At 41.9% G+C, this 12,740-nt stretch carries 14 protein-coding genes; 8 read left to right on the top strand and 6 right to left on the bottom strand.

Annotated features, from left to right (window positions below; all coding sequences use genetic code 11):
* Positions 1-9 precede the first annotated feature (9 nt).
* From EL210_RS06830 to EL210_RS06820, 3 genes are read right to left on the bottom strand one after another with little or no spacing between them, the layout of a single operon-like run.
* Entirely contained in the window at positions 10-2,082 is a 2,073-nt protein-coding gene (locus EL210_RS06830; RefSeq protein ID WP_018920863.1) for an alpha amylase C-terminal domain-containing protein, read from the bottom strand.
* Positions 2,083-2,094: 12 nt separating this feature from the next.
* Entirely contained in the window at positions 2,095-2,541 is a 447-nt protein-coding gene (locus EL210_RS06825) for a YhcH/YjgK/YiaL family protein (RefSeq protein WP_018920862.1), read from the bottom strand.
* A gap of 25 nt (positions 2,542-2,566) precedes the next feature.
* Positions 2,567-3,679, bottom strand: coding sequence for a phosphatidylinositol-4-phosphate 5-kinase (locus EL210_RS06820; protein WP_025879856.1), 1,113 nt, complete (start codon positions 3,677-3,679; stop codon positions 2,567-2,569).
* Between the two features lie 794 nt (positions 3,680-4,473).
* On the opposite strand from EL210_RS06820, the gene kdsB reads away from it, so the two are divergent.
* Complete coding sequence (gene kdsB / locus EL210_RS06815) at positions 4,474-5,217, top strand: 3-deoxy-manno-octulosonate cytidylyltransferase (protein ID WP_018920860.1); 744 nt, start codon at positions 4,474-4,476, stop codon at positions 5,215-5,217.
* Here the strand turns inward: kdsB and EL210_RS06810 are convergent.
* Positions 5,198-5,902, bottom strand: coding sequence for a DUF2461 domain-containing protein (locus EL210_RS06810; protein ID WP_018920859.1), 705 nt, complete (start codon positions 5,900-5,902; stop codon positions 5,198-5,200). The genes kdsB and EL210_RS06810 overlap by 20 nt on opposite strands.
* A gap of 55 nt (positions 5,903-5,957) precedes the next feature.
* On the opposite strand from EL210_RS06810, the gene nth reads away from it, so the two are divergent.
* Positions 5,958-6,647: an endonuclease III gene (nth, locus tag EL210_RS06805; protein WP_018920858.1), complete on the top strand. Its 690-nt coding sequence runs from the start codon at positions 5,958-5,960 to the stop codon at positions 6,645-6,647.
* Between the two features lie 95 nt (positions 6,648-6,742).
* Here the strand turns inward: nth and EL210_RS06800 are convergent, their stop codons facing one another.
* Complete coding sequence (locus EL210_RS06800) at positions 6,743-8,200, bottom strand: aminoacyl-histidine dipeptidase (RefSeq protein ID WP_018920857.1); 1,458 nt, start codon at positions 8,198-8,200, stop codon at positions 6,743-6,745.
* Positions 8,201-8,301: 101 nt separating this feature from the next.
* On the opposite strand from EL210_RS06800, the gene EL210_RS06795 reads away from it, so the two are divergent.
* Together EL210_RS06795 and EL210_RS06790 are read left to right on the top strand one after the other, a co-directional pair.
* Complete coding sequence (locus EL210_RS06795; RefSeq protein ID WP_025879855.1) at positions 8,302-8,496, top strand: hypothetical protein; 195 nt, start codon at positions 8,302-8,304, stop codon at positions 8,494-8,496.
* Positions 8,497-8,530: 34 nt separating this feature from the next.
* Entirely contained in the window at positions 8,531-9,151 is a 621-nt protein-coding gene (locus tag EL210_RS06790; protein ID WP_004370978.1) for an OmpH/Skp family outer membrane protein, read from the top strand.
* A 161-nt stretch (positions 9,152-9,312) separates the two neighbouring features.
* On the opposite strand, the gene EL210_RS06785 is transcribed toward EL210_RS06790, so the two are convergent.
* The gene (locus tag EL210_RS06785; protein WP_025879854.1) at positions 9,313-9,834 is read right to left on the bottom strand and encodes an RNA polymerase sigma factor; all 522 of its coding nucleotides are present in this window, start codon (positions 9,832-9,834) and stop codon (positions 9,313-9,315) included.
* A gap of 225 nt (positions 9,835-10,059) precedes the next feature.
* On the opposite strand from EL210_RS06785, the gene EL210_RS06780 reads away from it, so the two are divergent.
* From EL210_RS06780 to EL210_RS06770, 4 genes are all read left to right on the top strand, one after another.
* The gene (locus tag EL210_RS06780; RefSeq protein WP_018920854.1) at positions 10,060-10,572 is read left to right on the top strand and encodes a YcxB family protein; all 513 of its coding nucleotides are present in this window, start codon (positions 10,060-10,062) and stop codon (positions 10,570-10,572) included.
* On the top strand, positions 10,569-11,213 hold the full coding sequence (locus EL210_RS06775; protein WP_018920853.1) for a hypothetical protein: 645 nt from the start codon (positions 10,569-10,571) through the stop codon (positions 11,211-11,213). Before EL210_RS06780 ends, EL210_RS06775 begins: the two co-directional genes overlap by 4 nt.
* Positions 11,214-11,287: 74 nt before the next feature.
* A complete protein-coding gene (locus tag EL210_RS13795) occupies positions 11,288-11,494 on the top strand; it encodes a hypothetical protein (protein WP_232000299.1) in 207 nt (68 codons plus the stop codon).
* 179 nt (positions 11,495-11,673) lie between these two features.
* Positions 11,674-12,627 carry an IS30 family transposase gene (locus tag EL210_RS06770; protein WP_126370219.1) on the top strand — a complete coding sequence of 318 codons (954 nt, stop codon included), beginning with the start codon at positions 11,674-11,676 and terminating at the stop codon, positions 12,625-12,627.
* The last annotated feature ends 113 nt before the right edge of the window (positions 12,628-12,740 follow it).

The raw sequence follows: 12,740 nt of genomic DNA, 5'->3' as shown, positions 1-12,740 counted from the left end.
ATTAAATCATCAATTTTTCTTTAAAACCAAAGCTGTACGTGCTGGCAGGTAAAGTTTAAGCCACTCTTTGTGTTCATTGACGTAGAGTGGATCGTAATTTGTAAAATGCGTCAACGCATCATCATTGAAACCGTTCCCTCCAAAGGCCTTATTATCGGTGTCGAGCACAATATTATAGCTGCCAACCGGAACGAGAAAGCCATAATCCGTAAACGATTTTGTCGGTGAGAAGTTGAATACAAAGAGCAAATCACCACGCATATAGGCCAGAACTTGATCGCCGTCGTTATGCCAAACCTCCTGAATGGCAGTGCGAATAAAGTTACGTTCATCCTTAATTACCTTCAACATTTCGCAGTCAAAGTCTCCCAAATAGTGATAATCAAGTTCCTTATTGTCAACGAGGTTCCACTGCCTGCGCGCATATTTGTAACTCCAGCCATTGCCTTCTCTCGGGAAATCAATCCATTCGGGATGCCCGAACTCATTTCCCATAAAGTTAAGATAACCGCCGTTGATTGTCGAAGCCGTAGCTAAACGTATCATTTTGTGGAGTGCTATACCACGGAAAGCCATATCGTTCTCGTCACCTTTCTTGAAATGCCAATACATATCAGCATCTATCAGACGGAAAATAATGGTCTTGTCGCCTACCAATGCCTGGTCATGACTCTCACAATAAGAGATTGTTTTCTCATCAGCGCGCCGGTTTTTCACCTCCCAGAAGATTGAACTTGGCTTCCAGTCTTCGTCTTTCTGCTCTTTAATGATCTTAATCCAGAAGTCAGGAATGTTCATCGCCATACGGTAATCAAAGCCATATCCACCATCTTCAAACTTGGCAGCAAGGCCAGGCATGCCACTCACTTCCTCTGCAATGGTAATAGCTTTGGGGTTGACTTCATGGATAAGTTTATTGGCCAAGGTGAGATAACAAATGGCATTGTCGTCTTCATGACCATTGAAATAATCGCCATATCCGCCAAATGCTTCACCCAATCCATGGCTGTAATAGAGCATTGAGGTAACGCCATCGAAGCGGAAGCCGTCAAAATGGAATTCCTGAAGCCAATACTTGCAGTTTGACAGCAGGAAATGTATAACGTCATCTTTACCATAATCAAAGCAAAGACTATCCCATGCAGGATGCTCATGACGCTCTCCCGGATAGAAATACTGGTTGGGATCGCCTGCAAGATTACCCAACCCTTCCACTTCATTCTTTACAGCGTGTGAATGAACTATATCCATAATCACCGCAACGCCCTTGGCATGGGCTGCATCAATCAAAGCCTTCAGCTCCTCAGGGGTACCGAAACGACTTGAAGGAGCAAAGAACGAACTGACATGATAGCCGAAAGAACCATAGTAGGGATGCTCCTGTATGGCCATAATCTGAATGCAATTATAGCCATCTTTGACTATTCGGGGCAGCACATTATCCTTGAACTCCGTATAGGTGCCCACCTTTTCTGCATCCTGACTCATTCCGATGTGGCATTCATAAATTAACAACGGAGAGGTTTGAGGTTTGAAATTATTCTTCTTCCATTGGTAAGTTTCCTTGGGACTCCATACCTGTGCTGAGAAAATCTTAGTCACCTCATCCTGCACAACACGCGTTGCCCAGGCAGGAATACGTTCTCCTTCTCCTCCATTCCACTTCACATGCATCTTAAACAGATCACCATGATGCATGGCCTTTTCAGGCAAACGAAGTTCCCAGTTGCCCGTCCCTTCAATGCGTTTAGCAAGATATTTTTCATCCTCCTGCCAATTATTGAAATCTCCAACCAAATAGATAGCCGTGGCATTCGGTGCCCATTCACGGAAAACCCAACCACGGGAAAGCTTATGGAGACCATAGTAATCATAGCCACTTGCAAAATCCGACAAACTCTTCTTGCCTTCTTGGGTCAGCTGTGAGAGTTTCCACAAGGCATGGTCATGGCGTCCGCGAATGGCATCTTCATAGGGTTCCAAATACGGATCATTCTTAACAAGACCGATATGTTTCGTGGTCTGAGGTTTCTTCACAGTCTTAGCAATCTTCTTTTTTGAGATTTCTTTCTTTGTTTCCATAGTCAAATGCAATTATTTTTTAACCTTGAAAATAGCCTTTTTCATACATTCTGCATCAGCAATACATGGTGCATGAGCGTCCTGCGGGAAGAAAACGGCAAACTGTCCAGGCTTTACTTTCACATAGGTCTGTGCCGAAATACCGGAGATTTTTGCAATGTCTTTCTCTTCATCGAACGTCACCTCGGGCAAGTCTTCAACTGGTGAATAGCCAAAAACCTCGTCTGTCGTGAGCGGCATCTGAATGTCTATCATACGCCGATGATATTCCAACACTGCTTCTTCCTGCGTTTTTCCTTTACATGTTTCAATGTTCACAAACAGTTCTTTGCCCTTGATAGCATGCTTTCCTTCTTCAAGCTGCACGAGCTGATGCGTCTGCATGAATGTGACAACATCTGCAAAAAGCGGATGCAAGGCCACATATTTCCCAAGATTTTCTATTCTGTCAACTATCATTTCCAAACAAATTGAAATTCTCTAATCAGTCTTCAAAACGGCGACCAAGCTCATAGCGACCTGTACGTGTAATGTTTCCATTACGATCTTTCTCTACAAAACAACCATCACGGCGGTCGTCTACATAACTGCCTTCAAACCGGTTGCCATTCTTGTCCACTTCAATGGCAGCACCATTGCGCAGACCTTTCTTGTAAGTTCCCTTGAAACGGCTGCCATTGGCATAGTGAATGATAATCTCTCCTTCAATCTTTCCGTTCTTGAATTCACCTTCAAACTTGTCACCGGCTTTCTTTGTCAGCTTGCCATGACCATTCTGCAGATCGTTCTTCCACTGTCCGATATAGACATCACCCGAACGCCATTCAAACGTGCCTTGACCGCTCTTGGCCCCATCTTCAAAATGTCCTGTATAGCGATCTCCGTTGGCATACTTGAAGATACCTTCTCCGGTGCGTTCTCCCTGAACGTAATCTCCCTCGTAGACATCGCCATTCTGAAACTTATAGATGCCTCGGCCATTCTGTATGTCATCAGCCCAATTGCCTATATATACGTCACCATCGGCATATTTATTCGTCCCTTTTCCAGACCGTTGATTATTAGCCCACATACCATCATATGTAGTTCCGTCCCCCCAATCAAAGAAACCACGGCCACTCTTCTGGTCATTCTTCCACTGACCCTCGTAATATGCGCCACTCGAATAGGTGTAACGCCCCTTTCCCTCGCGCTTATCCTGGACCCAATTCCCCTCATATTTGTCGCCATTATAATAGTACATCGTGCCCTGTCCCTGCTGATAATCGCGAAACCAAAGGCCTACATACTTATTGTTATTGGCAAAATAAAAGGTACCACGCCCGTGTTGCTGGTCTTGAAACCATTGTCCTTCGTAGCGTTCACCATCCGAAAACGAATAAACACCATAACCTTCACGCTTTCCTTTGATATATTCTCCTTCGTAGGTATCGCCATTCTTGAATACGGTATGCCCCTTTCCATTCGGTTTCCCGTTCATCATCTGTCCCTTATATTGTCCTCCATCATGCGTAGTACACGACCCCAAAACAATCTTTTGTGCCGACAAAAACAGAGGCATAAGCAAAGCGTATATGAATAATATAAGTTTTTTCACTGTATTCTCTATTATAGTTTCAAGGCCAAAGATAAGAAAATAATAGAAGACAACAAAATAAGTTAGCGTTTTTTATTATAATATTCTGAATGTTATCTATCCCTAAATATATAGTTTTCTTTCTTTCATCATCAACCTGTTACAAGCAACCTAAACCTTATAATTCCGATAAACGATTTATGTGTTAATTCAATTGAAAGATATTTACGATTGCATTCTGTAGGCTCACTGATTTGAAATAGAATTCTCCCCTACTCTACATACAGGCTATTTTTTACGGATTTATAATCTGTTGACTATCAAGTTATTACAGAATTAAGTAAAAATTACAATGTCAAATCACGCAGAAAGATGTTGCAATTTGCATCAAATCACGGTGCAATCTGCATTGGAATACACTCCAATCTGACTCAAAAGACTACGTAACTTAAGCCAAATTACAACACATTATGAATGAGATTACAGGCCAAAGCCTTTGAAATCAGAAAAACATCTCCATTTTATGGCATCTGCTTTTCTATTTGGTCTCCTCTGGATATGTTAAAAACTGATTAAGAATATTTACAGAAAAAGGAGGTTTCTGCATTTGTCATCCAATCACATTGGTAGTGGAATCATAAACCAAGCAACTTACATTACACGCTATATCTCTGGAAGAAAGTATCTTAACTGCATGATATTATAGCTTATCTATAAGGAAGAAGAGGAACAAAAAATAAGCTTTTAGGATTTATTTCCTATGTTTTTATCCTATTTTTTATTAATTTTGCGGTAATAATAAGAAACTATACAAAATGAAATTCATTGGATTAATTCCCGCCCGCTATGCTTCAACGCGCTTTCCGGGCAAGCCTTTGGCTCTGTTGGCAGGTAAGCCTGTCATTCAACATGTATATGAACAGGCGGCCAAAGTGTTGGATGCGGTCTACGTTGCAACCGACGATGAGCGTATATACAATAAGGTTATGGAATTCGGAGGCAAGGCCGTGATGACCTCAACCGAGCACCATAGTGGTACAGACCGCATTGAAGAGGCCTTTGAAAAAGTTGGAGGCGACTTCGATGTTGTTGTAAATATACAAGGTGACGAACCTTTTATTGCCCAGAGTCAGATTGAAACGCTGTGCCATTGCTTCGAGGATGAAGACACACAGATTGCCACATTAGGAAAACCTTTCGAATGTATTGAGGCCGTAGAAAACCCCAACTCGCCCAAGATTGTAGTTGACAATCGCGGTTATGCCATGTATTTCAGCCGCAGCATCATACCCTTTGTGCGTAGTGTAGAAAGGCAAGAATGGCTCAAGAAATACCCATTCTTGAAGCATTTAGGTATCTATGCTTACCGCACCGAAGTACTGAAAGCAATCACCCGACTGCCCCAATCGTCACTCGAACTGGCCGAAAGCCTTGAGCAACTGCGTTGGTTGGAGAACGGATATCGCATAAAAGTGGGCATCACAAACGTCGAAACTGTGGGTATAGACACTCCGGAAGACCTACAACGTGCCGAAGACTTTATTCGTAGTCATCAATAACATTGTTCATAAAGTCCATCATTGGCTTGGCTGTCTTAAAAATATCAGTGATTTCCTTGAGCCAACTGTCGCCTTCAAAGAATTCATCTGATACGGCATGCCAACAGCAATAATCTTTCATGCGCAGGTATTCCACGAACTCATAATCGCGTGGGAATCCTTTTGGAACAGTCTTTAGACTTGCCAATCCAAAGCCCTTTCCACCCGGTTCATCCCATTTTCCCTCGTTAGGATAGCCAAAAAGCTTAACAAACTTCCCATTCTCAACGCATTTTCTCCATTCATCGATATTACCCATAATCTCATTTCGGCAAGCCGTTAGAATGTTTGTAGGCAGCCAGTAGGAACCAACGCCTAAGAGACATTGGCCTGGTTGCAGATGAAGATAATAGCCTCCACGCAACGATTTCTTGCCATGTGCACAGATATAAGCTCCGAAATGTTCTTTATAGGGGCGCTTATCCTCACTGAAACGCGTATCACGATTGAAACGATAGCAGGCATCTTTGGGCGTGATATGCGAGATAGAGGCATCAAACTGCGCAATAGTTGCCACGGCTTGTGCTACTCCTTCCTCGAAATTCTGCCTGCATATGTCATATTCTGCCTTATGTTCATGAAACCAATCCCGGTTGTTATGAGCCGAAAGTTCATGTAAATAACCTAATATTCTTTTTGTATTCATTGTTTTTTATCTATCTATTGTTGCAAAGATACTATATTTTTTATACTTTTGCCGCATGACAAGAAAAGAAAGATTCAATTATATTTTAGATTACTTCCGAAAGGAACAAGGCCCGGTTACCACCGAACTTGAGTTTGGGAGTGCCTTTCAGTTGATTGTGGCCACACTACTCAGTGCACAGTGTACAGACAAGCGAATCAATATGATTACGCCCGAACTCTTTCGCCACTACCCTACAGCCGAGGCTATGGCACAGGCTGATTGGGAGGATATCTTCCAACTGATAAAGAGCGTGAGCTATCCAAACTCCAAGGCACACCACCTGAGTGAGATGGCAAAAATACTGGTGGAGCGTTTCAATGGCGAGGTTCCCGACAACACGGATGACTTGACCCAACTTCCGGGAGTAGGTAGAAAGACGGCTAATGTGGTACAAGCCGTGTGGTTTGGAAAGCCAACCTTGGCCGTTGATACCCACGTTTACCGTGTCAGCCACCGCTTGGGACTCGTTCCTGAAACGGCAAACACACCTTTGAAAGTGGAGTTGGAACTGATGAAATACATACCAAAAGCAGATGTAGGAAATGCACATCACTGGCTATTGTTACATGGAAGATATATTTGCAAAAGTCAAAGACCACAATGCCAAGACTGCCCTTTCAGTACGTTCTGCCCAACAGGAGTCAAGATATTGAAAGAGAAACAAGCTTCTGCACCGTCTGAAACAGCGGTAAAGAAACCGTAATTTGACAAGTAATTCATAGAAAAGCCTCACTCTCAAAGTCCTTAATAGGAACTGTTGAAAGTGAGGCTGTTTCATTACTTATTACCTATAGGATTTTATTCTTGTGGAATGTTCTTCAGAATTTCAAGCAGATGATCCCATACCATCTGTACGGTTGGGATATACAGACACTCATCCGGCGTGTGAACATTACGCAGAGTTGGCCCGAAACTAACCATATCAAGTTCCGGATATTTCTCAGAAAAGAGACCACATTCAAGTCCGGCATGAATACCTTTCACGGTTGGTTCTTTCTTAAACAGCTTCTTGTAAGCGTCCACCGTGATTTTAACAAGATTACTGTTAGGGTTCATCTTCCATGCAGGATAACCATCATTCTGAACCACTTTGGCACCACTCAGTTCGAAAACAGCCTTGACCGTATTGGCCATATTCGTGAGATTACTCATCACATTGCTTCGCTGACTGGCCACAATCACAACCTTATTGGCTTCACTTTGCACGCTGGCAACATTGCTTGAGGTCTCAACCATATAGGCAAGTGCCTCATCCTGGCAAGTTGTAAGCGGGCCATTATCAAGTGCCTGCAATGATAATATCAGACCACGAGAAGTCTGCTGTGGCATCACTTGCTGACGATCAACACTCTCCATGCCCCAATGCATTGTCGGATCTGTTACATGGAACTCATCTTCAACACCTGCAGTGAACACATTCCAGTCGGCCATCACCTCTTCTTTACGGTCAGCAGGAACAGCAAAAACTACCTTTCCATCACGTGGAATGGCGTTATGCATCTTGCCGGAGTTCCATTGTGCCAAGCGAAGTTCCATTTTGCTCTGCTCCATATAAAGGAAACGAGCCATTATCTTAATGGCATTTGCACGCTTTTTATTAATATCATCGCCCGAATGTCCACCGTTCAAGCCCTTCAACGAAGCCTGCATGAAGAAGAAATCTGCCGGTGCATCCTCACGTGTGAAATCGTAAGTAACCGTTGTATTGATGCCACCTGCACACGAAATGAATATCTGTCCTTCATCTTCAGAGTCGAGATTGATGAGGTATTTGCCTGTCATGAAACCAGACTTCATACCAAATGCACCAGTCAATCCTGTCTCTTCGTCACGCGTAAAAACGCACTCTATTGGGCCATGCTCAATGTCATTACTGTCAAGGATAGCTAATTCTATGGCACAACCGATACCGTCATCAGCACCAAGTGTCGTACCTTTGGCACGTAACCAATCACCATCGACATAGGTTTGAATGGCATCTTTATGGAAATCAAAATCTACATCAACCAACTTGTCGCATACCATGTCCATGTGACTCTGCAGGATTGTCGTTGCCAAATGCTCCATACCTTTGGTTGCAGGCTTACGGATAATGACATTACCAGTTTCATCTTCCTGCACTTCAAGGTTGCGCTCAGCTGCAAACTTCTTAAGATATGCAATCATATTTTCCTCGTGTTTAGAAGGACGAGGTATCTTATTAATCTCTGCAAACTGCTCAAACACGCGAGCAGGTCTTAGTTCTACATTACTCATTTTTTATATCTTTTTATTTTGTTTTATTTTGTTCTTTTGTCGATTTATATTACCTTTGCCCATATTTAAGTGCCAAGAGGTTCACTGCAAAAGTAATAAAAATGATCAAGACATTAGTATTGAGCGTGTTAATAATTGCTATATCTATGGCGTTATTAGGCATAAAGCTCATCTTTCAGAAGAATGGGAAGTTCTCTTCACAGCATATTCACGATAATCCCGGGCTGCGGAAACAAGGCATCCACTGTGTTATTGATCAGGATAAAGAAGCACGCAAGAACAACAGGGCATATTAACAACAGATTAAAAACAAAAAACAAATAAAAGGAAATGAACAAGAAAAACATTCTTAAGACAATGGCTGTGGCTGCAATTGCAACCTTGGCTATGACAAGTTGCAACCAGTCTGCCCCAAAAGTAGATGCAAAATCTGATGCCGCTCAGCCTACATCAAAAGAAATGAAGATTGCCTATGTCGAGGTAGACAGCATCATGAGCCAGTATCAATTCTGCAAAGACTATTCTATGGTGCTTCAGAAGAAAGGACAAAACATCCAGAATACCCTCGCAACAAAACAGCAACAACTGCAAGCTGCAGCTGCAAACTTCCAGCAGAAAGTACAGCAAAACGCTTACACTCGTGAGCAAGCAGAGGCTATTAACGCTGGTCTTCAGAAGCAGAACTCAGATCTTCAGGTGCTCAATCAACGCTTAAGTACAGAGTTCCAGACTGAAACTGAAAAATATAACAATGCGCTTCGCGACAGTATTCAGCACTATCTGAAGGTTTATAACAAAGACAAGAAATACAGTCTCATCCTCAGTAAAGCCGGTGATAATCTGCTCTATGCTGACAAGGCATTGGATATTACCAATGAAGTCATTGCCGGTCTGAATAAAGCCTATAAGCCTTCAGCAAAGATGGCAGCTTCAGTTCCTGCAAAGAAATAGGAGACTTTCCTCGTCCCTCTCCTCAAAAAGAACAGGGAAGAATATGTAAATAGAGCCTGCAAAAGCTTATTTTGCAAGACAATATAAATATAAAAAGCCTCTTTTCTCACAGTTATTAAGAAAGAAAAGAGGCTTTTTAATTATATAGGTAAGGCCCATGTTCACGCCAACTCCCTCTTCATAAACTCCCTTACTCCCTTTCTCGCATCTCCCAAACAATGCTCCACACTTTTATATTTCACAGCCAAAGCCTTGGATATTTCACTGACTTTCATACCTTGATAAATATGGAGACGATACACACGCTGTTGTCTGACAGTTAAACGAGCTATACCCTGCTCAAGAAATTCCTGAGTTTCAGCAACAGAACAGACCGACATGGGATTGTCATCAGTAGTTTTCAAACCATTAGATTTAATATAATGTTCGTAATTATCAACATAGTGACGATGACGCCAATAATCACAAATCAGATTGCGAGCAGTCGTATATACCAAACAAGGTAGGGTCACGGGAGTAATCATCTTGTCTGCCGTCATGAGCTTTAGAAAGACATTCTGCACGATGTCCTCAGCCTCTTCACCATGTTGCATGAGCCGTTTGGCAACGAAAAGTCTCACCTCTTCGTAGTGCCTTCGATAATAGTCAGCAATCACGCTAAAGTCAGTACAGATGGTTTTCATACCTGTGTTTTGATTAGTTATCGGTTATTTTCTTTTACAAAGATAATGCTTTTATTTTATTATACTGCTCATATTTCACCACATTTTTAGGATAGAAATGGATAAAACGAGCACTTTGTTACACCACAAAAACTTTATGATTGTATGGAAAAAGAAAGAAAAGCGCACTGAAGCCATATAACTTTGAACAATATTTTCTATATTTGTTCTCTCAAACTTACCATTATGGAAGAAGCTAACGTAATTATAACCAAGAAACCTCTCAAGGAGGATTTCATCATGTTCAACCGCGTTATAAGCAACACGGAATATCATTTCAACCGCTCTGCCACCATTGCAAGCATCGCCATGCTACTTATATGGGGCCCCTGTATCTTTTCTACCGCCACTCATGATCCTATGCTCACTGCCAAGCTAAGCATATTCGCTGTTCTCTTAACAGCTTTCTACAACTGGTATATAAGAAAGCGGAGAGACCGCAGAGCAGCTAAACTCTACGAACAGAACAAGGTATTAAGTAGCATGACCAAATTCAAAATTTCGCTTTTCAACGACCATTTTGAGAGTCAGACCGATACAGAACAAAGCACTGTCACCTATGACAAACTCTACAAAATCATAGAAACACCAACACATTTCTATTTCATGTACGCTAAAAACCAAGGCATCATCATTGCCAAAGAAGATGAGAGACTGAATAGTTTTGTTTTGAAACTAAAAGAGAAATACAAGTTATGAAGACATTTTCTATCCTTTTTGCTGCGCTGACTTTACTCTTTTCAGCGGCCTGTTCTACAACCGAAAAGAAAGCCATCAATGCTCATCAACTCCTTGGAGAATGGGAAAGTGTCAGTAAGAAACCTTTGAACATGGCACAAGCACTCACCATTTCAAAGGCTGAAGTCTATTATGATCCTGCAATAGGAGACACGGTTATGTACTTCGATAGCTACAAAATCAATCATGATAGCCTACGACTCAATTATCAGAAGTCTAAGAATTATGAATGTGTTATCCTTTCTTTAAATGATAGTTCCCTTGAAATCACGGGGCTTCCCTTTAGAGAAAAGGAAAAGACTAAATTCATCAAGTCGCCCGTTGACACCACACAACTCCACGGAATATGGCTCAGTAACATCAAAGAAGGCACACTTCACAAACTTGTATTGAACATTTCAGAGCATGATATTACCTATTCTTGGGCAAAATTTGGGTTCTATTCCTATTTTACTCCTTATGTTATATGTGGCGATACGTTGAAAATTAAGACTGAAAATAACGAAAATCGAAAGATTGTTATGCGTAAGTTGAATCACAATCAGCTTGTTCTTTCTGCATTTCCTGGCATGAAAACAGCACCTGTTTCCTTTAACAATTAGATATCATCCTTAATACTGACAGTCTAAGAAGCAAGAGCCCTGACGAAACAACCTTCACCATTACAAAAGAACAGATGGTTGAAGCCAGAACAATTCTCGAAACCTTTATGGATACGACACAATATTGGCGAAATATGCAGCAATTACTTGTCAAACAACATGGTAAACGAGCGGATAATAGGCCTTATAGTTTAGGCCCTTCACCCCTCCCCTTCAATCAATATTATCGTCAATATATAGGAGAAAAAGAAGAAGGACATATTTACATATCTGCAGTTTAAATTAGTAAATGCGACAGTCTCCGGTGACAAATAGTTTACAAAGAACTATGAAAAACACCGAGGGGGGTGCCCAGCGGCGGGGGCTCGCAGCCCCCGAGAGCGAAACAGAAGATTACGATTAAACATATATTAAACAAAGGGGAGACCACGGTCTCCCCAAGATTAATTAATTTTGTATTATGAAGTTCCATCAATTAACCTCGGAGCAAAGATACACAATTTCTGTCTTACTCCAAAAAGAAATGTCCAAGAAAGCAATTGCAGAAGCAATAAGCGTCCACAGAAGTACAGTATACCGTGAGATAGAGCGTAACTCCTCAGAATATACGGGTAAATACACCTATACGGTTGCCGTCAGGAGAGCAAGAAGGCGCAAGCGACGCTATCAGAGACCTCGCAAGATGACTCCTGAGATGTGGCGGAACATCAGTAAATATCTAAGGATGGGATGGTCTGCACAGCAGATATGCGGGCGTATGAAGACACTTGGCAGGAAGTGTGTGTCTCACACGACCATATACAAGTACATCTGGCGGGACCGTAATGCCGGTGGAGACATCTATAAGTACTGTCGTTTCCAGTTCAAATACAGGAACCACTGGCTTAAAAGAGACAAAAAGATACTCTCGGGGAATCGGAAAAGCATAGACGAACGTCCTGCCTGTGCTGACGGAAAGCGGTTCGGAGACTGGGAGATGGATCTGATCATCGGCCCGGGAAACTCATCGGCATTAACCATGGTGGAGAGAAGTACCAATCTTGGAATTATCAGAAAGTTAGCAAGATACAAGACGGCCCGTGAGGTTTCCAAGGCCGTAACAGAGGCTTTGAGACCCATAAAGAATGCCGTACATACCATAACTACCGACAACGGACCGGAGTTTATGCAGTATGAGGACATTGAAAAATCTTTAGGATGCAGCGTATATTATGCACATCCACACTGCCCCTGGCAGAAGGGAGCTGTAGAAAATCGGAATATGCTAATCAGGCAGTATATCGATAAAAGATGTAATATAAACAAACTCTCAACGCAGTATATTGCTGCAATAGAAGCCAAATTAAATGACAGACCCAGGAAGAAACTTAACTTTAGGACACCGAAATTTGTTTTTTACAAAAAACTTAAGTAAATTCGCATTTGGTAGTTGAAACTACCAAGTGTAAAAATACTTGAAGGAATTTAACATATAATTCTCTTCAATAGCACCAAAGTTCATCAAAAGCCTAATTAATTCTGTTTTGG

The sequence above is a fragment of the Segatella oris genome (assembly GCF_900637655.1).
GTDB lineage: Bacteria > Bacteroidota > Bacteroidia > Bacteroidales > Bacteroidaceae > Prevotella > Prevotella oris.
The sequence above is the reverse complement of the archived record's forward strand: the minus strand, read 5'-3'. Positions and strand labels throughout refer to the sequence as shown.

Coding starts and splice junctions, on each gene's coding strand:
- EL210_RS06830 (WP_018920863.1), bottom strand. CDS start 2,082: ATGGAAACAAAGAAAGAAATCTCAAAAAAGAAGATTGCTAAGACTGTG.
- nth (WP_018920858.1), top strand. CDS start 5,958: ATGACAAGAAAAGAAAGATTCAATTATATTTTAGATTACTTCCGAAAG.
- EL210_RS06775 (WP_018920853.1), top strand. CDS start 10,569: ATGAAGACATTTTCTATCCTTTTTGCTGCGCTGACTTTACTCTTTTCA.
- EL210_RS06810 (WP_018920859.1), bottom strand. CDS start 5,902: ATGAATACAAAAAGAATATTAGGTTATTTACATGAACTTTCGGCTCAT.
- EL210_RS06795 (WP_025879855.1), top strand. CDS start 8,302: ATGATCAAGACATTAGTATTGAGCGTGTTAATAATTGCTATATCTATG.
- EL210_RS06770 (WP_126370219.1), top strand. CDS start 11,674: ATGAAGTTCCATCAATTAACCTCGGAGCAAAGATACACAATTTCTGTC.
- EL210_RS06825 (WP_018920862.1), bottom strand. CDS start 2,541: ATGATAGTTGACAGAATAGAAAATCTTGGGAAATATGTGGCCTTGCAT.
- kdsB (WP_018920860.1), top strand. CDS start 4,474: ATGAAATTCATTGGATTAATTCCCGCCCGCTATGCTTCAACGCGCTTT.
- EL210_RS06800 (WP_018920857.1), bottom strand. CDS start 8,200: ATGAGTAATGTAGAACTAAGACCTGCTCGCGTGTTTGAGCAGTTTGCA.
- EL210_RS06790 (WP_004370978.1), top strand. CDS start 8,531: ATGAACAAGAAAAACATTCTTAAGACAATGGCTGTGGCTGCAATTGCA.
- EL210_RS06785 (WP_025879854.1), bottom strand. CDS start 9,834: ATGAAAACCATCTGTACTGACTTTAGCGTGATTGCTGACTATTATCGA.
- EL210_RS06780 (WP_018920854.1), top strand. CDS start 10,060: ATGGAAGAAGCTAACGTAATTATAACCAAGAAACCTCTCAAGGAGGAT.
- EL210_RS13795 (WP_232000299.1), top strand. CDS start 11,288: ATGGTTGAAGCCAGAACAATTCTCGAAACCTTTATGGATACGACACAA.